The organism is Thalassolituus sp. UBA6592 (genome assembly GCF_002433655.1).
In the GTDB taxonomy this organism is placed as follows: domain Bacteria; phylum Pseudomonadota; class Gammaproteobacteria; order Pseudomonadales; family Oceanobacteraceae; genus Venatoribacter.
The window spans coordinates 1-18890 of the sequence record NZ_DJIO01000028.1 but is presented as its reverse complement, the minus strand read 5'-3'; the positions used below and the strand labels follow the sequence as shown (position 1 = coordinate 18890).

At 50.1% G+C, this 18890-nt stretch carries 23 protein-coding genes; 22 read left to right on the top strand and 1 reads right to left on the bottom strand.

The annotated features are described in order from the left end of the window. Nucleotides 1-112: 112 nt before the first annotated feature. The 11 genes from nifB (at nucleotide 113) to B2Z72_RS02410 (ending at nucleotide 8300) form a co-directional block, all read left to right on the top strand. Nucleotides 113-1627: a nitrogenase cofactor biosynthesis protein NifB gene (gene nifB, locus B2Z72_RS02460; RefSeq protein WP_296984884.1), complete on the top strand. Its 1515-nt coding sequence runs from the start codon at nucleotides 113-115 to the stop codon at nucleotides 1625-1627. Nucleotides 1628-1741: 114 nt separating this feature from the next. Beyond that, nucleotides 1742-2020, top strand: a complete 279-nt coding sequence (locus tag B2Z72_RS02455) for a 4Fe-4S dicluster domain-containing protein (protein WP_296984881.1) — start codon at nucleotides 1742-1744, stop codon at nucleotides 2018-2020. A gap of 10 nt (nucleotides 2021-2030) precedes the next feature. Next, nucleotides 2031-2450, top strand: coding sequence for an ArsC/Spx/MgsR family protein (locus B2Z72_RS02450; RefSeq protein ID WP_296984879.1), 420 nt, complete (start codon nucleotides 2031-2033; stop codon nucleotides 2448-2450). A gap of 51 nt (nucleotides 2451-2501) precedes the next feature. After that, nucleotides 2502-3134: a nitrogen fixation protein NifQ gene (locus tag B2Z72_RS02445; protein ID WP_296984878.1), complete on the top strand. Its 633-nt coding sequence runs from the start codon at nucleotides 2502-2504 to the stop codon at nucleotides 3132-3134. 54 nt (nucleotides 3135-3188) lie between these two features. Then, the gene (locus tag B2Z72_RS02440; protein WP_296984876.1) at nucleotides 3189-3968 is read left to right on the top strand and encodes an ankyrin repeat domain-containing protein; all 780 of its coding nucleotides are present in this window, start codon (nucleotides 3189-3191) and stop codon (nucleotides 3966-3968) included. Between the two features lie 21 nt (nucleotides 3969-3989). Continuing rightward, entirely contained in the window at nucleotides 3990-4322 is a 333-nt protein-coding gene (gene grxD, locus B2Z72_RS02435) for a Grx4 family monothiol glutaredoxin (protein WP_296984874.1), read from the top strand. A 2-nt stretch (nucleotides 4323-4324) separates the two neighbouring features. Beyond that, nucleotides 4325-4612, top strand: coding sequence for a BolA family protein (locus tag B2Z72_RS02430; RefSeq protein ID WP_296984871.1), 288 nt, complete (start codon nucleotides 4325-4327; stop codon nucleotides 4610-4612). Nucleotides 4613-4643: 31 nt separating this feature from the next. Continuing rightward, nucleotides 4644-5357, top strand: a complete 714-nt coding sequence (locus tag B2Z72_RS02425) for a dinitrogenase iron-molybdenum cofactor biosynthesis protein (RefSeq protein WP_296984868.1) — start codon at nucleotides 4644-4646, stop codon at nucleotides 5355-5357. A gap of 470 nt (nucleotides 5358-5827) precedes the next feature. Further along, nucleotides 5828-6391 carry a hypothetical protein gene (locus tag B2Z72_RS02420; RefSeq protein ID WP_296984866.1) on the top strand — a complete coding sequence of 188 codons (564 nt, stop codon included), beginning with the start codon at nucleotides 5828-5830 and terminating at the stop codon, nucleotides 6389-6391. A gap of 212 nt (nucleotides 6392-6603) precedes the next feature. Then, nucleotides 6604-6888 (top strand): hypothetical protein, encoded by a 285-nt coding sequence (locus tag B2Z72_RS02415; RefSeq protein WP_296984864.1) that lies wholly within the window; start codon nucleotides 6604-6606, stop codon nucleotides 6886-6888. A gap of 32 nt (nucleotides 6889-6920) precedes the next feature. Further along, on the top strand, nucleotides 6921-8300 hold the full coding sequence (locus B2Z72_RS02410; protein ID WP_296984863.1) for a GGDEF domain-containing protein: 1380 nt from the start codon (nucleotides 6921-6923) through the stop codon (nucleotides 8298-8300). A gap of 12 nt (nucleotides 8301-8312) precedes the next feature. Here the strand turns inward: B2Z72_RS02410 and B2Z72_RS02405 are convergent, their stop codons facing one another. Further along, nucleotides 8313-9167: an SIR2 family protein gene (locus tag B2Z72_RS02405; RefSeq protein WP_296984860.1), complete on the bottom strand. Its 855-nt coding sequence runs from the start codon at nucleotides 9165-9167 to the stop codon at nucleotides 8313-8315. A gap of 1007 nt (nucleotides 9168-10174) precedes the next feature. Here B2Z72_RS02405 and nifH point away from each other — a divergent pair. The 11 genes from nifH to B2Z72_RS02350 all read left to right on the top strand — a co-directional run bounded on the left by nifH (nucleotide 10175) and on the right by B2Z72_RS02350 (nucleotide 18541). After that, nucleotides 10175-11047: a nitrogenase iron protein gene (gene nifH, locus B2Z72_RS02400; RefSeq protein ID WP_297004088.1), complete on the top strand. Its 873-nt coding sequence runs from the start codon at nucleotides 10175-10177 to the stop codon at nucleotides 11045-11047. A 137-nt stretch (nucleotides 11048-11184) separates the two neighbouring features. After that, nucleotides 11185-12663 carry a nitrogenase molybdenum-iron protein alpha chain gene (gene nifD, locus B2Z72_RS02395; protein WP_296983951.1) on the top strand — a complete coding sequence of 493 codons (1479 nt, stop codon included), beginning with the start codon at nucleotides 11185-11187 and terminating at the stop codon, nucleotides 12661-12663. A gap of 102 nt (nucleotides 12664-12765) precedes the next feature. Beyond that, entirely contained in the window at nucleotides 12766-14337 is a 1572-nt protein-coding gene (gene nifK, locus B2Z72_RS02390; RefSeq protein ID WP_296983949.1) for a nitrogenase molybdenum-iron protein subunit beta, read from the top strand. Nucleotides 14338-14755: 418 nt separating this feature from the next. Continuing rightward, the gene (gene nifT / locus B2Z72_RS02385) at nucleotides 14756-14977 is read left to right on the top strand and encodes a putative nitrogen fixation protein NifT (protein WP_296983947.1); all 222 of its coding nucleotides are present in this window, start codon (nucleotides 14756-14758) and stop codon (nucleotides 14975-14977) included. A gap of 3 nt (nucleotides 14978-14980) precedes the next feature. Next, complete coding sequence (locus B2Z72_RS02380; protein WP_296983946.1) at nucleotides 14981-15697, top strand: dinitrogenase iron-molybdenum cofactor N-terminal domain-containing protein; 717 nt, start codon at nucleotides 14981-14983, stop codon at nucleotides 15695-15697. Between the two features lie 49 nt (nucleotides 15698-15746). After that, nucleotides 15747-16010, top strand: a complete 264-nt coding sequence (locus tag B2Z72_RS02375) for a hypothetical protein (protein WP_296983945.1) — start codon at nucleotides 15747-15749, stop codon at nucleotides 16008-16010. A 7-nt stretch (nucleotides 16011-16017) separates the two neighbouring features. Then, on the top strand, nucleotides 16018-16758 hold the full coding sequence (locus B2Z72_RS02370; RefSeq protein ID WP_296983943.1) for a 4Fe4S-binding leucine-rich repeat protein: 741 nt from the start codon (nucleotides 16018-16020) through the stop codon (nucleotides 16756-16758). Continuing rightward, nucleotides 16755-17108, top strand: coding sequence for a NifB/NifX family molybdenum-iron cluster-binding protein (locus B2Z72_RS02365; RefSeq protein WP_296983941.1), 354 nt, complete (start codon nucleotides 16755-16757; stop codon nucleotides 17106-17108). Before B2Z72_RS02370 ends, B2Z72_RS02365 begins: the two co-directional genes overlap by 4 nt. After that, a complete protein-coding gene (locus B2Z72_RS02360; protein WP_296983940.1) occupies nucleotides 17105-17557 on the top strand; it encodes a hypothetical protein in 453 nt (150 codons plus the stop codon). The genes B2Z72_RS02365 and B2Z72_RS02360 overlap by 4 nt, the downstream gene beginning before the upstream one ends. Continuing rightward, nucleotides 17554-18066 (top strand): hypothetical protein, encoded by a 513-nt coding sequence (locus tag B2Z72_RS02355; RefSeq protein WP_296983939.1) that lies wholly within the window; start codon nucleotides 17554-17556, stop codon nucleotides 18064-18066. The genes B2Z72_RS02360 and B2Z72_RS02355 overlap by 4 nt, the downstream gene beginning before the upstream one ends. An 82-nt stretch (nucleotides 18067-18148) precedes the next feature. Beyond that, nucleotides 18149-18541, top strand: coding sequence for a response regulator (locus tag B2Z72_RS02350; protein WP_296983938.1), 393 nt, complete (start codon nucleotides 18149-18151; stop codon nucleotides 18539-18541). Nucleotides 18542-18890 lie beyond the last annotated feature (349 nt).

The following is an 18890-nucleotide window of genomic DNA, read 5'->3' as shown; positions in this document are numbered from 1 at the left end:
TCGCCATTGCAGTACTGATTCAGCAACCGACCCCGACTATGTATCAGCGCGGGAATCCAGATTAGAAATGCCCCATTAACAGAGGGCAGGGTACTGAAAAGGAGCTGAGGCCATGCAATTGAATGTGCTTGGACAAGAAAATGGTGGAGAAGCAGCCGCCAGCAGTTGTGCATCCGGTTCTTGTGGCAGTGATAACGACCAGATGGCCGCACTGCCGGAAGCGATCCGTGAAAAAGTAAAAAACCACCCATGCTATTCCGAAGAAGCGCATCACTATTTTGCGCGTATGCATGTGGCGGTGGCGCCGGCCTGTAATATTCAGTGCCACTACTGCAACCGTAAATACGACTGCTCCAACGAGTCCCGCCCTGGTGTGGTGTCTGAACTGCTGACACCGGAAGAAGCCGTGATGAAAACCAAAGCGGTAGCGGCCAACATTCCGCAGATGACCGTACTGGGTATCGCTGGCCCTGGTGACCCGCTGGCCAACCCGGAGCGTACCTTCAGCACCTTCCGCATGCTCAGCGAAGAAGCGCCGGACATCAAACTGTGCGTTTCCACTAACGGTCTGGCACTGCCGGATGCGGTGGAAGAGCTGTCCAAGCACAACATCGACCACGTCACCATCACCATTAACTGTGTTGATCCGGAAGTGGGCGCCAAAATCTATCCATGGATTTACTGGAACAACAAACGCATCTTCGGCAAAAAAGCCGCCAAAATTCTGATTCAGCAGCAACAGAAAGGTCTGGAGATGCTGGTGGCAAAAGGCATTCTGGTGAAAGTGAACTCGGTAATGATTCCGGGTGTGAATGATGATCACCTGAAAGAAGTCAGCCGCATCGTGAAAGAAAAAGGCGCCTTCCTGCACAACGTAATGCCACTTATTTCTGAAGCTGAGCACGGTACTTTCTACGGCATCATGGGTCAGCGCGGTCCAGAGCCGGAAGAGCTGCAGGATCTGCAGGACGCCTGTGCCGGTGACATGAACATGATGCGTCACTGCCGTCAGTGCCGGGCTGACGCTGTTGGTCTGCTGGGCGAAGACCGGGGCGAAGAATTTACCCTGGATAAAATCGCCGCCATGGATATCGACTACGACGCCGCGATGAAAACCCGCGCTGCCGTGCACGCCGGCATCATGGAAGAGCTGGATGAGAAAGAAGAAAAACGCAAACGTCTGGCGGCGGTTAATGTGCCTGCGGTTGAAGACCGTATTCCGGAAGAAACCCGTCCGGCATTAATGGCCGTGGCGACCAGTGGCGGTGGTCTGATTAACCAGCACTTTGGTCACGCGACCGAATTCCTGATTTATGAAGCATCACCGAAAGGCGTGCGTTTTATCAGTCACCGTAAAGTCGATCAGTTCTGTATCGGTAACGATACCTGTGGTGAAAAAGAAAGCGCCCTGGCCGGCTCCATCCGTGCCCTGAAAGGCTGTGAGTCTGTGCTCTGTTCCAAAATTGGTTACGAGCCATGGTCACTGCTGGAAGAGGCCGGAATCTTACCTAATGGCGAACATGCCATGGAGCCGATCGAGGAAGCCATTATGGCGGTTTATAAGGAAATGATTGCCAATGGCAAACTGACCGAAAAAGCGCCGGAAATGGCCAGTATCAGTGCCTGAGACACTGAATTAAAAACATAAGGCGAATACTCCGGGGGCAACCCCGGGGGCTTTAACATCAAACAGAAGAGCGTTCCTTTATTCTGCAGCAATAAGGAACAAATGGAGGTCACCATGGCGTTATCCATTGTCGATTCCTGTGTGAACTGCTGGGCCTGTTACGACGTATGCCCAAGTAATGCGATCTATCAGAGCAGCCCACATTTCAAAATCAATGCGAAAAAATGCACCGAATGCGAAGGCGATTACGCTCAGCCTCAGTGCGCCAGCATTTGCCCGATTGAAGAAACTATTCTCGATGCAAGTGGCGTTGCCATTAATCCACTGGGATCACTTACCGGTATTCCGCCGGAAAGAATGAAAGAAGCCATGGAAGAAATTCAGGCCCGTTGAGGATCTGCCGATGACTGCTGTTCTGCATTTTTATGAAAAGCCAGGCTGTATCAACAACACAAAGCAGAAAAGAATCCTGCGCAACTGTGGCGTTGAACTGGAAGCACACAGCCTGTTGACAGAGCAGTGGCAGAAAGAGGAATTACGCCGTTTTTTTCATGGTCGTCCGGTTGCTGAATGGTTTAATCCTTCAGCGCCTGCGGTGAAAGAAAAGCGTATTCGCCCGGCAGAATGCAGTGCCGATGAAGCACTGGATGCGATGTTAAAAGATCCTCTGCTGATCCGTCGGCCACTGATGAAAATGGGCGACTGGTACAGCGTTGGATTTGAATGGGAACGACTGCAGCAGGCGCTGGATATTCAGCCTCAGGCAGCAGAACAGGTGGCAGTCCCACAGGGGGTAGAAGCCTGTGCTCATACAGCAGAATAAAGACAGACAGTTAAACCTCAGCCGCAAAATGCAGAAAAAGGATGGAAGAGAATGATGAATCTGGTGACCGCTTTCCGCCCTGATCAATGGGCACAGCATATCGCACTGAATGGCCAGCAACGCAGTTTACTGAGTGCCAATAACAGTCGCTGGCTGAGCCAGATCGTACGCAGTCAACGCCAGGGGCGTACCTGTCTGCCGTATTTCCTCGGCCTGTCTACGGTTGATTATCACTGGATGATGCACCGCCAGTTACTGGGTCGCCAACGCCGCATGCCATTGGTATCGCTGTGGAATCAGGGGCACGACGCACCGCTGCACGAAGAAGATCTGCGTCAGCAGCTGCTGGAAATGCGCAAGGATGAATGGCTGGAAATCCGCAATTTGTTGCGCCAGAACAAAGCTGGAAAAAATGACTGCGAACTGATTATGTCAGATATCGTTGCTGCCGGTTGTTTAGGTGGTGACCATTTATGGCGTGATCTTGGCCTGCAGTCCCGCAGCGAACTGAGTCAGTTAATGCTGCAGAATTTCCCCACCCTGGCCGCAGCTAACAGTGGTGATATGAAGTGGAAAAAATTCTTCTACAAACAGTTGTGTGAAGCCGGTGGCGGTTATGTCTGCCGTGCCCCCAGTTGCGATCAGTGCAGCGCCTACAGCGACTGCTTTGGTCCGGAAGAATAATCGCCTGGCCCGGCGAAAGATCACAGAATTTAAACACTCAGCGGAGGATTTAGCATGATTAAGTGGCATAACATCAGTGTCAGCGAAGCGGAAGAAATGCTTTACGACAGCCATATGCTGGTTCTGGATATGCGTGATTTCCGTTCGTATCTTGCAGATCATCATCCCCGCGCTCTGCATTTAACCAGTGACAATTTACGTGCAATTCTGAAGCACACCGCACGGTCAGTACCTGTGCTGATTTATTGTTATCACGGTCATCGCAGCCAGGACATGGCACAGCTGTTCAGTGATTTCGGTTTTACCAGTTGCTACAGCCTGGACGGTGGCTATGAAGCCTGGTGTCCGGATATCCGTCATCCTGACAACGAACTGAGCAAAGAGCTGCGACAGTGGATGCTGGAGCATAATTTCATGCTAGCCAATCTGGATGAGCGGGGCGATAACAATGAAACCGCACTGATGCACGCCTGTCGTGCAGGACTCTATCCGTTTGCGCGTGAACTGGTGCTGGCCGGTGCAGGTATCGATCTGGTGAATAAAGACGGTAACAACGCGCTGTGGATGGCCTGTCAGAGCGGCAACGAAGATATCGTTAATTTATTGCTGAACAACGACATCGACATGGATCAGCAGAATGATCATGGTGCCACAGCGCTCATATATACCGCTTCAGCCGGTAACCTGGCGTTAACAGCCATGCTGATTGAAGCCGGAGCGGATACCACGCTGACCACTCTGGATGACTTCAGCGCTCTGGATGTGGCGGCCAACGCCAAGACCCTGCGTATGCTGCAGTACTGCATGATGCCGGATCAAAGATACGTCGCTTAATAAAGGATTTGAGGAAAACTTATGACAACTTCATCTGTGGTCGAAATTATTGAAAAACAAATCGCGTCTAATCCGGTACTGATTTATATGAAAGGTACACCGGATGCACCTGAGTGTGGCTTTTCCGCCGCAGCGATTAAAGTTCTGAAAGCGGTGGGAGCTGAGTTCGCGTTTGTGAACGTATTGCAGGCGCCTTCTATCCGTGAGCGTTTACCATCTGTTTCACAATGGCCAACCTTTCCGCAGTTGTTTGTTAACGGTGAATTAATTGGTGGCAGCGACATCGTCGTTAACATGGCAGCCGACGGCAGTCTGAAAACTCTGTTAGCCGACGTGAAAGCCGCAGCGGAATAATTATGGAAACAACAGACGTTATCAGCCGTATAGAACAGGCTTTGAGTAATGGTGAAGGTGCCGTTACTGACGGCACAGTGGTGGAAGTCAGTGGTGCTGACTGTAATTTCACCACCCAGGTGATCAGCACCGCGTTTGATGGTTTACGGCCGGTACAGCGACAGCAGAAAGTTCTGTCCGCTTTTTCCGATGTACTCAGTGACGGACGTTTGCATGCCCTGAGTATTGAAGCCTTTACCCCAGGTGAGTGGGAAGCCAGATCCACTTCGTCACTGACTCAGCTGAGCTGAAGTGAACATTGCCAAATAAGAGGAATCGATTATGAGTGATATGCCAAATATAAGCCGTGATGCAGCCCTGCGAATTGCCATGGCTGCCCGTGCGATTCCGGACATCAGCGTCGGCCAGCTGCTGGAAATCATCGCCCGTCGCATTGATGGCGACCTTGATGAAGAGGCGCTGACAACCATTACTGTGACCGATCTTAAAACCGGCTTCGGTTCTGCTGATGGTGAAGAAGATGGTGAAGACATCAGTATGGGCCTGGCCAATATCAAAGAAGCTGTGCGTATTCTTTGGGGCGAAGCTGACGAAGATAATCTGCCAGCCATCGAAGCCGAAGCGGCATCTATGCCAGATTCCATTCGGGTGGCGGTGGCCTCCAATAACGGTGAAATCCTCAATGGCCATTTTGGTTCCTGTCTACGTTTTCTGGTGTACCAGATGAACGCACAGGAATGTCATCTGATTGATGTGCGCTCGACAGTGGAAGCCGATATGGCTGAAGACCGCAATGCATTCCGCGCGAATCTGATTGCTGACTGTCAGATTATGTACGTCCAGTCGATTGGTGGTCCGGCAGCTGCGAAAGTGGTACGTACCGGTATTTATCCGATCAAACAGAAAGAGTCCGTTGATGCGCGTGAAGTATTAACCCGTCTGCAGGAAGTAATGAAAAAATCGCCACCACCCTGGCTGGCGAAAATCCTCGGTGCCAGTGCGGAAGATCGTATCCGCTTTGCACAGGAAGCCTGAGGCTCGCCAGCGTCTTCGGTACTGGATTTTCGTTTCTGTATTATTCGGTACTGGGGCTGGCTGCAGCCACAGTACCGATATTTACGGTTAATTTTCTGACATAAGTTCCTATTTTTATAGATTGTGCGCCTGCACATCTGAGCTCATGACGAGCTCCGAATATTTCTTATATCCTCCTTTCTGAAAAAATTCTGGCTGTTAAAAAGCAACGGTTTTTATCAGGGAATTCGGTGCGTAACAGAGGGTTTTTGCTGTTTGCTACACAGCAAATCCGCTCAGCCAGACGGAAAGAATACGACAAAGTCCCACCGCCTGTTTCTGTCATAAAGCTCACAATTGTCTGAACAGGACCACAGTGTATCTGATGCAGGCTTATGATTTTTAAACACTTTTTTCAGATTCCGGGCAGGCAGGATTCTTGCCATAGCTAATTAGCTAGTGGAACCCTCAATAACTGACAGGAAATAACCATGTTACTCAATACTTATAAAGACTCTGGATTGCTGTTCTACACCAACTTTCTGGAAGAAACCCCGGATGGCAGCGCACTGGCATACCGTGGTGATCTGGTTCTTGTTCCGGGTGAAGCCGGCGATGACCAGGGCCACTCCAAACCGCCAAAAGAAGTGCTGCGTGAAGCTGTTATTCTGGCTAATGAAAAAATCGATATGCTGATCGGTGGTCTGGACAAGATGGCCTCGGTGAGCACGCTGCTGGATAAGTACAAGGATGACTTCGCCGCAGATATGAAAGCCATGCTGTTTGTGGTTAACCTGACTGCTCCGGTACAGCTGGACGTTAATGGTGCCAGCCTGCTGCTGATCCCCCTGGTACAGGGCGTGCCATGGAACGAATCCATGGAAGAGCTGGCAATGGAAAAAAGCGACTTTAAAGGTCAGAAACCTGGTGAAAAGCTGCAGACTATGTTTGCTGAGCTGAAAGGCTACAAGCCGAAGAAATATCCGTTGGTGGCGCTGGAAGAAGCATTAGCCATGACAAATAATGCGGTACGGGAAGTTCACGGAGCCGTGTAATATCTGCCCGTGAGCGGCCGTGTGCTGCCGACCCCTCTCTGTCGGCAGTACACGGAACTTTCTTACGACCAGTACGGCAGTAAGGCCATTAAAGCCAGCGGTTGGCAGTTAATAGTTGCTGCTTATAGTGCTGGTTGGCGGTAAGCGGGTAAAAATGTTTTCAGCTGCTAGACTTTCCTGATGGAATTTATAAACCGTCATCAGGAGATGCAATGTCCGGCAGACTGATACTGATTACAGCCAGCTGGCTATTCTGTCTCGCTGTCAGCCGTTCTCCCCTTCTTTATGCAGATTCCCTTGCATCTGTAAGCGTCAGCCCCCCGGTCGTTGTCACACTTTATTCTTATCATGCGCATATACCATGGAATCGTTCCTTCAATAAGGGGCTGACTCAGGGATTGGCAAAACGTAATAAAAAATACTTTTTTATGATGAATATCTGGATGCTGGCCGATTTTCCTCATCCGGATACTATCAGGCTTTTTATCAATATCTGACCAGTAAGTATGCCGGTCAGGCCCCGGATATTTTGCTGACCGACAGCGAACCTGCACAGGCGTTTCTGTTGCGGTATCCGGATCTGTTCCCGGGGGCGCAGCGCATCGTATTTCAGACGGATGAAAGCCTCTCTGACATTTCATCATCCGCCGATGGCAGCTGGAACATCAATATCGTTAATAATTACAGTAAATCGGTTGAGCATATGATGCGTTTAATGCAACCCGATAATGTTTATGTGATTGGTGATACCAAAGAACCGGCCGGTGCCAAGCGCCTGAACGCTTTCCGCCAGCTGGTTTCGCTCAGGAAGGATGACAGCAGCTATAATAAAGCGAAGATGCACTATCTGATTAATCTGCCACTGGAGCAGCTTAAGATTATTGTCAGCCAGCTGCCTCAGAACAGCGTCATTTACTATCTGCTGATGTTCAGTGACATGGAAGGGAATAATATGACGCCGTATCAGATCGCCGAGGTTCTTGCCCGTCACGCTAATGGTCCGATATTTACCCACTGGCAGTCGCTTATGGGCAGCGGTGTGCTGGGTGGCTATCAGATATCGTCAGAGCGGGTGGGGGCGATGGCTGCAGGATCAGTGCTCGATTTTCTGCAGGGCGGCGAACTTAAGATTAACACGGATCAGGCTTTTAATGATTACTACGACTGGCAGCAGCTGAAGCGCTGGGATATTGATGAAAGCCGCCTGCCGGCGGGCAGCACAATCAGCGGTCGTCCGGTCAGTATTGTGGACCGCTACCAGGTTTCATTTATCATCGCTGCTCTGATCGGTGTGTTTCTGCTGCTTTTCTCCTTTCTGATCTACCGTAATCTGTTAATTCACAATATCCGTAAGCACAGCATGCTGCTGGCTAATACGGATAGCCTGACCGGTTTAAATAACCGGCGTGTGATACTGCCATTGATCAATAAAGAAATAGCGCGCTGCAATCGCTTTCACAACAGTGCCTGTCTGTTAATGGCGGACGTCGATCATTTTAAATCCGTGAACGATGATTATGGCCACCTGACTGGCGATAAAGTGTTGATTGACATTGCACAGGTTCTGCAGGAGTCGCTGCGTGCAGCAGATACCATTGCCCGCTGGGGTGGGGAGGAGTTTATTATCCTGACCCCAAATACCGATGCGGAAAGCGGCAGGGAAGTCGCTGAAAAACTGCGCGTTGGCATCGAGCAGATTCAGCATCCTCATGGTAAGTGGGTGACCATCAGCTTTGGTGTTGCCGCTTATGCTGAAGGGGAGAGTTTTAACAGCTGGGTGAATCGCGCTGACTCTGCGCTGTATCAGGCCAAGAAAAATGGCAGGAACCGGGTAGTCGTCGCCAGTGATGAACAACTGACTCTGATGAAGGGAATTCCGGATCCTGCCATAAACTCTGAAGACAGATAATCTTCTGTCTGATCAGACTGCTTCTGCTGCCAGACTTTCTTCCATCAGATCCTGCCAGCTGGCATCAACGATGGTCAGATTTTTCTTTTTACAATAACGGATTTCTTTGTCGGTCGGATCGGGTAACAGTACCCAGCCCGCCGGACTGCCAGCGGCATAAATAATATCGCTCAGCACCATGCGTTCGGTATCACGCAGCATACGCAGACCGCAGAACAGGTACTGTTTACCTTTGCGGTATTCCTTCAGAAAGCCGGGAATGGCAAAACCGCCCATCAGCTCTGTAATGTAATCCACGTAGTCCGCATCAGAAGCAATGTAGTTCGCTTCCGGTTTAGGGGAACCAACCGGTTTGAATAACACGGGCAGAGATGTATCGACGTTCTGCTGGGTTATTTCACGATATTCACCGCTGTAATACTGATATATCCGGAAACGGAAGTCGGTACCCGCAATGCGTGCGACACCAACAATCAGTGTATGTGGACGATCAGAATAGAAATCCTGTAGCTGGGTGTCACGATTGATATCGATGACATAAGGAAGGTTCATGCCGGCGATCCATTGATGGAACGCTGATGAGGTCCACTGCTTTTCACCATAAGTCGTATTCAGGAAGCGCTCGATGAATTTACGTCCCTTTTTGTTCTCCAGGTTCATTGCTGCACGAGGGAATTCATACATCAGACGGGGAGCCATTGGCTTACCATCGTTCATCGCCAGAATCAGGCTGTCGCTGTCTGCCGGAATCGGGGCACCGGACGCTTTATCCGTAACACCGCTGAGGGTGTCTGCTCCCAGGTAAGGAACGATCTGTCCACTGCGGATTCCTTCTTTCAGTGTGTCCAACAGTTCTGCACTGCCCATAATGAGTACCTCTCTGCATAGCTTAATTGTTGTAGGCATGTCGTAAGCATGTTGTAAGAAGAGTTACCTTCAAGAACCAAGCCAGCTATTCACTGCTCATTTGTGCTGTAAGCGTCTCCTTACTGTGTGTCGCAAATACCACACACCCCGACTTAAACTGATGAAATATCGATATTTTTTAAAATACCAGAGTAATCGAGTTGGATAGTTCAATTGCCGCGCTCATTCTTCCGGGACTGAAGCAGAAGGCACATAACAGGTGTTTTGTCGTATTTACTGCAATCTTAATCCGCCTCATTGTACAGAGGGTGCTGTTGATTTCAGGAAAAGCAGGCTGCGTCTTGTGTTCAGTTGTTAAATGGCTTTAGTGGCCATTATTTTCTATGGTTTCCTGTAAGAACTATCTCTTTATTATGTATTCCTGCCTTATTTATTTCTGCGGTAATTCTTCCGGATTTAATTACCCCCTCTTAAGTATGCTTATTCAGCTGTTCATTTATCAGCGCGAGTGAGTGTCAGTCAGATACGCCATCCGGCAATATGAAGGTTTTACTGAGAATGCACAGCCGAGTATTTTGTTGAAGATCTGCCTGGCACGGTACTTATTGATCGATGTTGCTCTGGCAGAAAAAAAATGATCTGAAGAGACTGCGTAACGATAAAAGAGAGGCTTATATTTTCGTCTGGCGCTGTCATAGCAAACCGACACAAACAACGACACAAACAACGACAATGCCCCGCGTTTTGTTGTTGGTAGTAAGACATATCCCCCTTCTTTGTAGGGTAAGAAACCCTACACTTTCTCAGTGTAAAAAACAAAAACCTATATAAAACAGCAAGTTAAACATCGATCTGGCGGCTGGCATAAGGCGTGCAGAAGCTGGTGTGTGATGCGGACAAATGTGCTCCCCGTTCAGATGTCTGCCTTCCGCTGCCTCTGGTAGCAACGTTTGTTGAAAGATCAGAGGCAAAGGTCCTCGCCTGGAAAAATTATAGGAGATACAACTATGGCTATGCGTCAATGCGCCATTTATGGCAAAGGCGGTATCGGTAAGTCCACTACCACCCAGAACCTGGTTGCTGCTCTGGCAGAATCCGGTAAAAAAGTAATGATCGTGGGTTGTGACCCAAAAGCAGACTCAACCCGTCTGATCCTGCACTCAAAAGCTCAGAACACCATCATGGAAATGGCTGCTGAAGCCGGCACCGTGGAAGATCTGGAACTGGAAGATGTACTGAAAGCCGGTTACGGCGATATCCGTTGTGTTGAATCCGGTGGTCCAGAGCCAGGCGTAGGTTGCGCTGGTCGTGGTGTTATCACCGCCATTAACTTCCTGGAAGAAGAAGGCGCATACGAAGACGATCTGGATTTCGTATTCTACGACGTACTGGGTGACGTTGTGTGTGGTGGTTTCGCGATGCCTATCCGTGAAAACAAAGCACAGGAAATTTACATCGTATGTTCCGGTGAAATGATGGCTATGTACGCAGCCAACAACATTTCCAAAGGTATTGTGAAATACGCAAACTCCGGCGGTGTTCGTCTGGCGGGTCTGATCTGTAACTCTCGTAACACTGACCGTGAAGACGAGCTGATCATGGCTCTGGCTGCCAAACTGGGCACTCAGATGATCCACTTCGTTCCACGTGACAACGTGGTACAGCGTGCAGAAATCCGTCGTATGACAGTAATCGAATACGATCCTTCTGCTAACCAGGCTGACGAATACCGTCAACTGGCTTCAAAAATTGTTGCCAACGAAAAGTTTGTGATTCCAACGCCTATCACTATGGATGAGCTGGAAGAGCTGCTGATGGAATTCGGCATCATGGACGAAGAAGACATGAGCATTGTAGGTAAAACTGCAGCTGAAGAATAAGCCTGGCTTATTCGCTTGGCAGGCATCAGTGCTCTGCACTGATTCCTGTTGATCGGGATGGCGCAGATTAGCGCCATCGGAACCCGGGATGAATATTCATCCGGTCTGTTACCCGTTAATAATTAAGGAGGCCCATCATGGCCATGTCACGTGATGAAGTTGAATCTTTGATTCAGGAAGTGCTTGAGGTTTACCCTGAAAAAGCTCAGAAAAACCGCGCCAAGCACCTGACGCCAAACGATCCTGAACTGGAACAATCCAAGAAGTGTATTACTTCTAACAAAAAATCCCTGCCGGGTGTAATGACCATCCGTGGTTGTGCATACGCAGGTTCTAAAGGTGTGGTATGGGGTCCTATTAAGGACATGATCCATATTTCACACGGTCCTGTAGGTTGCGGCCAATACAGCCGTGCCGGTCGTCGTAACTATTACATTGGTACCACAGGTGTGAACACCTTCGTTACCATGAACTTTACGTCTGACTTCCAGGAAAAAGACATCGTATTCGGTGGTGATAAAAAACTCGCCAAACTGATCGACGAAATCGAAACTCTGTTCCCGCTGAATAAAGGTATTTCTATTCAGTCCGAGTGTCCGATTGGTCTGATCGGTGATGACATCGAAGCCGTTGCCAAACAGAAAGGTGCTGAGCACAGCAAAACTATTGTGCCTGTACGCTGTGAAGGTTTCCGCGGTGTTTCTCAGTCTCTGGGTCACCACATTGCCAACGATGCGGTACGTGACTGGACTCTGGGCGCCCGTGACGATGACAACAGCTTCGAAACAACGCCTTATGACGTAGCCATCATTGGTGACTACAACATCGGTGGTGACGCATGGTCTTCCCGTATCCTGCTGGAAGAAATGGGTCTGCGTGTTGTTGCACAGTGGTCTGGTGACGGTTCTATTGCTGAAATGGAACTGACGCCAAAAGTGAAACTGAACCTGGTTCACTGCTACCGCTCTATGAACTACATTTCCCGTCACATGGAAGAGAAGTACAAAATTCCATGGATGGAATACAACTTCTTTGGTCCAACCAAGACCATCGAATCCCTGCGCAAAATTGCTGCACAGTTTGACGAATCTATTCAACAGAAATGTGAAGAAGTTATTGCCAAATATCAGCCAGAGTGGGAAGCGGTTGTTGCTAAATACCGTCCTCGTCTGGAAGGCAAACGCGTCATGCTGTACATCGGTGGTCTGCGTCCACGCCACGTAATCGGCGCTTATGAAGACCTGGGTATGGAAGTGGTTGGTACCGGTTATGAATTCGGTCACAACGATGACTATGACCGTACTCTGAAAGAAATGGGTGATTCTACTCTGCTGTATGACGATGTGACTGGCTACGAATTCGAAGAATTCGTTAAGAAAGTTAAGCCAGATCTGATCGGCTCCGGCATTAAAGAGAAATACATCTTCCAGAAAATGGGTGTGCCTTTCCGTCAAATGCACTCCTGGGATTATTCCGGTCCTTACCATGGCTTTGATGGCTTCGCTATCTTCGCCAAAGATATGGATATGACCCTGAACAATCCATGCTGGAAAGTACTGACTGCACCGTGGAAAAAAGCAGCAGCGGAAGCTGATGCCGTGGCAGCTTCTGCCTGATCCCTGGTGTTGAAGGTTAGCGGGTACGCATAACGCGTATCCGTTTAAAAAATCCCATTTACCCGCCAGACCACAGATTCGTGGCGCGGGAGGAGGACTATCATGAGTCAGCAAGTTGATAACATCAAGCCAAGCTATCCCCTGTTCCGTGAAGACGAATACAAAGATATGCTGGCTAAGAAAAAAGCCGATTTCGAAGAAGCACACCCGCAGGACAAAATTGATGAAACATTCCTGTGGACCACTTCTGAAGAATACAAAGAACTGAACTTCCAGCGTGAAGCTCTGACCGTTAACCCAGCCAAAGCCTGCCAGCCTCTCGGTGCGGTACTGTGCTCCCTGGGTTTCGAAAAAACCATGCCATACGTGCACGGTTCACAGGGCTGTGTTGCTTACTTCCGTACTTACTTCAACCGTCACTTCAAAGAGCCGATCGCCTGTGTATCCGACTCTATGACTGAAGACGCTGCGGTATTCGGTGGTCAGCAGAACATGAAAGACGGTCTGGAAAACTGTAAAGCCATTTACAAGCCAGACATGATCGCTGTGTCTACTACCTGTATGGCCGAAGTTATTGGTGACGACCTTAACGCCTTCATCAACAACTCCAAAAAAGAAGGTCATGTACCTGAAGAGTTCCCGACTCCGTTCGCTCACACTCCAAGCTTTGTTGGCAGCCACGTAACTGGCTGGGACAACATGTTTGAAGGTATTGCGCGCTACTTCACTCTGAACCACATGGAAGACAAAGAAGTAGGTAAGAGCGGCAAACTTAACCTGGTTCCTGGCTTTGAAACCTACCTGGGCAACTACCGCGTAATCAAACGCATGATGAAAGAAATGGACGTTGATTTCACCATGCTGTCTGATCCGGAAGAAGTTCTGGATACTCCGGCTGACGGTCAGTTCCGCATGTACGCAGGCGGTACTACTCAGGATGAAGTGAAAGAAGCGCCAAACGCTCTGAACACTATCATGCTGCAACCGAACCAGCTGGTTAAAACCACCAAGTTCGTTAAAAACACCTGGAACCACGCGGTACCGGATCTGAAAATTCCTATGGGTCTGAGCTGGACTGATGAATTCCTGATGAAAGTCAGCGAAATCACCGGCAAGCCAATCGCCGCAAGTCTGGAAAAAGAACGTGGTCGTCTGGTTGACATGATGACTGACTCCCACACCTGGCTGCATGGTAAAAAATTCGCTCTGTGGGGCGATCCTGACTATGTAGAAGGTATGGTTAAGTTCCTGCTCGAACTGGGCTGCGAGCCAACTCACATCCTGTGCAACAACGCTAACAAGCGTTGGAAGAAAATGATGGATGCGATGCTGGCTGAATACCCACAAGGTGCAGACTGTGAAGTTCACATCGGTAAAGACCTGTGGCACATGCGTTCCCTGGTATTCACCAACAAGCCGGACTTCATGATCGGTAATTCTTACGGCAAATTCATTCAGCGTGACACCCTTTACAAAGGTAAAGAGTTCGAAGTTCCGCTGATCCGTATTGGCTTCCCGATCTTCGACCGTCACCACCTACATCGTCAAACCACCCTGGGTTACGAAGGTGCCATGCAGATCCTCACTACTCTGGTGAACTCTGTTCTGGAACGCCTCGACGAAGAGACCCGTGGTATGCAGACTACGGACTATAACTACGACTTAGTACGCTAAGGTCGTTCCGGACTGGCTGCGTTGTCAGGGCGGTGTTGGAAATTATTTCGGAATGCTCATTTAGGTTAACTAAACTCCGCTTCCTCAATAATTTCCGCCTTGCCCTGACGGCCTCGCCGACGTCCGGGTGCGTTAATGAATATTTCATTCACGCAGTTTAGTTTGTAGGGTGCGCACTGCGCACCAGGTTTTTAGGTCGCGCACTGCGCACCAGATGCAAAGCGAAATACCAGTCAGGCAATGTGATCCAGAGCCTGATCCGGTATCCGGACCCGTCCAGTCGTTCCACAAGATGTGGCTGGCGGGTTTGACCATTTTTAGAGAATTGTTTTTGACCCCTGAAGGTCATGCATAAAAAGAATTTTCCACCGGCTGAAAGTAATTATTCAGCGGTAAATTATTACTTGTGGAGAGCGTCATGCCTAACGTTATGCTGCGTGAAAACGACAAGGGCGAGCTGACCCTGTACGTACCCAAAAAAGACCAGGAAGATGTTATCTCGTCGATTGAATTCGACAGTGCTGATGCCTGGGGTGGCGAACTGACTCTCCCTGACGGTTCCAGTTTTATTATCGACAAGCTGCCGGGTAAACCGGATCTGCCGATTACTGTACGCGCTAAGCGTGGAGCGGAGGCCTGAGCCATGGTACCGCGGCACGATCTCACAGATCAGGTCGCACTACGGATCGGCATGGCGTCACGCCAGCTGGACGGCGTTGATCTGTCTGACTGGATGGCGATTCTGATCCGTGCCGTGGGCTTGCCTCTGAGCCCTCAGCGTCTTGGCCGGTTGCGCCTGAATCGTCTGCGTCAGGCCAGCAAAGGTCAGTTCGACCGCTTTTCTGATGACCAGCTGCGCTCTGTCATCGCTTTACTGCGCGGACACGGTGTCGACATCCGCCAGTCTGTTCCTGCCCCCCAGGCCTTCGATGCCAGCGATATGCCGGGTTCAATCCGCATCGCCTGTGCTTCCAATCGTGGCGATCGCATTGATGGCCCTTTCGGTACCTGTGAACGCTTTCTAATTTATCAGGTATCGGCGCAGGAAATGCGTCTGATCGATGTGCGTGAAGTCCCGGATCTGAATAGCAGTGACGATAAACATCTGGCGCGCGCCAATATGATCTGTGATTGCCATGTGCTGTGTGCATTAACCATAGGCGGTACCGCCGCGGCCAAGACCGTTCGGGTCGGGCTGCATCCGGTAAAGACCGGTGTGCCAAGAGCTGCCCCGGAATTAATGCGGGAATTTCAGCAGGTGTTAGAAACAACACCACCACCCTGGCTGATGAAAATTATGGAAGCTTCGGCGCGGGAATCCTGGAGCAGGAAGCAAACGTATTCACAGGAATTGCAGTAAACCTTTCAATAATTCAAGCAGTACCCGATACGGGTGCCCGGAGTCCGATATGATTGCGCAGGAACAGTTACAGTCAATGATCAGTTTTGTCGAACAGAAGGGTCTGGATGAAGCGACACTCAGTGAGCTGCGCCAGCAATATTCCGGTGTACATTTTACCTGGTGCTGGGATGACGATATTAATTACGAACATCCGGTAGCGGAACGCAGTAATTTTAACGTATTTCTGGTGGACTCCAGCGATCACTGCTCAACGCTGACCAAAGACTCAGACTGTGCGTCTGGTGTGGTGTTCGCCGAAATTATCGAATGAGGTCTCTATGAATCATCCGGAAGATAATTTAACGCCTATTGGTGACTGCCGGCGCTGTCGCTACCGTATGAATTTATTATTGGGCGGGCGCTGTATGCCGGGCGATGCCTGTATCGCTGTAGACAGCGGTCGTCAGATGGACCGCTTTTTACGCATTAATCCCGAGCTGGCACCTCATTACCTGACTGACAGTTTCTGGGAGCGGCGTGCGATTGCGGTGCGTTATGTGCCGCTGGAAGCTTTGCCACCGCTGATTAAAGATTCAGATGAAGCGGTGCGACGTGCTGTTGCCTATCGCCTGCCACGCGATCAGTTGATTAAATTAATTCACGACGAAGACCGTGAAGTGCGCATTACTGTGGCCGACCGTATCCCACTGGAACAGCTGGAACAGATGGCAGCTGATCGCGATTATCTGGTACGGGCCTACGTAGTACAGCGGGTACCGGAAGGGCGTCTGTTCCGCTTTATCCGCGATGAAGATCGTCAGGTACGTAAACTGGTGGCGAAGCGGCTGCCGGTTGAAAGTCTGGTGTTAATGGCTCATGACCCGGAACCGGAAATCCGCCGTATCGTTGCCTCCCGCCTGGGCGGTGATGATGTGAGAATTATGCTTGATGACCCGGACTGGACAGTGCGGCTGGAAGCCGTTGCCAATGCACCAGCGGATGCCCTGCAGAGTATGCTGGAAGATGAAGACAGCGAAGTGCGTGAGGCCGCTGCCAACCGGCTGCAGGAAAACCCATGAGCAGCTTACGTATTGCTGTCGCCAGTAAAGATGGTATTTCCATTAATCAGCATTTTGGTCACGCCAGGGAGTTTCTTATTTTTGATGTCTCCACAGAAGCTGTCCGCTTTGTTGAAAAGCGTGATGTGGCCCTGTATTGCCATGGTCATCATGGTGATCAGACGGCAATGAAAGATATTCTGCAGACCATCAGCGACTGTCGTGCAGTGATGGTTGCCAAAGTAGGCGACGGCCCGGCAGAAAAACTGGCGGCGATTGGTGTCACCCCCGTGGATGACTATGCCTATCTTGGTATCAGTGAATCTTTAAACGCCTGTTATCAGTCACTGACTGAGCAGGAGGCAATATGAGCACAGTGCAGCAATATACCGGCCGTAACGAAGAGCCTTTATTTAATCAGGAATCCGCTGTTGAGCAATGGCTTATGGCTAACAGTCTGTCGCCGGATTATCTCGATTGTGCGACTGCCGTTATGCTTAAAATTCTCGATGGCAAATGCAAAATGCCAGAGCATGAAAAAGTCATTATGGCGGCACTGTATCACGCGGTAAAAGACCTGCCGGGAAAGGCGCTGGGGGACGATATGCATGATCTGATCCGCTATGCCTGTGACAGCCTGAATATGAATGACCCCAGCGCTTCAGACGAAAACCTTAAGCTGTTTATTTACGAGAAGCGGGTATTGGCAGAAAGCGGGATCTCCCGTCCGGTGATGAAACGCTTTAAAGGTATGTTACGCCAGACAGGATTGCTGCCCGTGAAGAATGCCTCAGATACGTCTGCGGAGCAGGATGAATGACCATGCTGATCCGGGATTTGTTCGGTGATGCACCGTTAAGCGAAGAAGACAAATCATCGCTGGATATTCAGCGCCTGCTGCGTGAGCCGATTAATATTCAGCAGGACTGGCAGCGGGCTGAACAGCTTCTGCTCGGTGCTGTCCGTAAAATGCCACAACGCCTCGAAGTCAAAATTGCCCTGTATAAAATGTACGCTTATGCCAACCGTTTCGATGCTTCCCGGGAACTGATCTTTAAAGTGCTGGAACAGGCAGCCTCGCAGGTGGGCTTTGAGCCTGACTGGCGTTCACTGACAATAAACAGCGTCGACTGGAGCAAGCCGGCCGGTGCTACGAGGTTGTATCTGTACAGTATGAAAGCGCTGGGATTTGTCTCGTTGCGCGTAGGTAATATTCCATTAGCGACAGCAGTGCTGGAAAAGTTACTGGAGCTCGATCCGGCGGATGAAGTTGGCGGCAGTGTGGTTTATGATATGGCGCAAAGCTTACTGGACGCAGAGCAGGCCTGATACTGAACTCTGCAGATCTTCTGGTTATCCCGTTTCTGCTCCGGTATTTCTTCCTTTCTCTTCTTGCGGGCAATAACTTCCGGTGAACCCTTCCAACAACACCAGCGCATTCAATATTCTCGTGGCAGAGGATAATTTCACCAATCAGGTGATTCTCGAAAAAATCCTGCAGGCTGCGGGCTGGCAGGTCAAAACTGCCCTGAACGGCCGTCAGGCATTGGAATATCTGGCACAGCAAACGTTTGATCTGGTGTTGATGGACTGGCAGATGCCGGTCATGGACGGTCTGACGGCTACCCGTGAAATCCGTAATAGCAAGGCAGCCTGGGCAAAGATCCCGGTGATCGGTATCACAGGCAATTCGTCAGCGGACGAACGCAGTCGCTGCCTGGCGGCGGGTATGAATGATGTTATGGCTAAACCAGTAAACCGCCAACAGCTGACAGAGATGATCAACAGTTTTTTAGTTGGTTGAAAAAGTGGCCATAGGTGTTTTTGACTGATCGGTTTCAGCCGCGGAAGTTGTGTAACGAATCTGGGGTGTTTTGTAGGAGCGGCTTCAGCCGCGGAAATTGTGCAACGAATCTGGGTTATTTTGTAGGAGCGGCTTCAGCCGCGAATCCTTGCAAAGGGCCTGCGGCCATCGGAGCTGAAGCACCTCCTACGATGTATTTGATTTTGCTTACGGCGAACCATTACAGAAGCGGCTTCCGCAGTGCAAGGTAAGAAAGGAATATGAAGAATTTTGTAGGAGCGGCTTCAGCCGCGAATCCGGCGCAGCCGGCATTGGTGGGCGGAGGCCACCCTACGAAAAACAGGTTTAT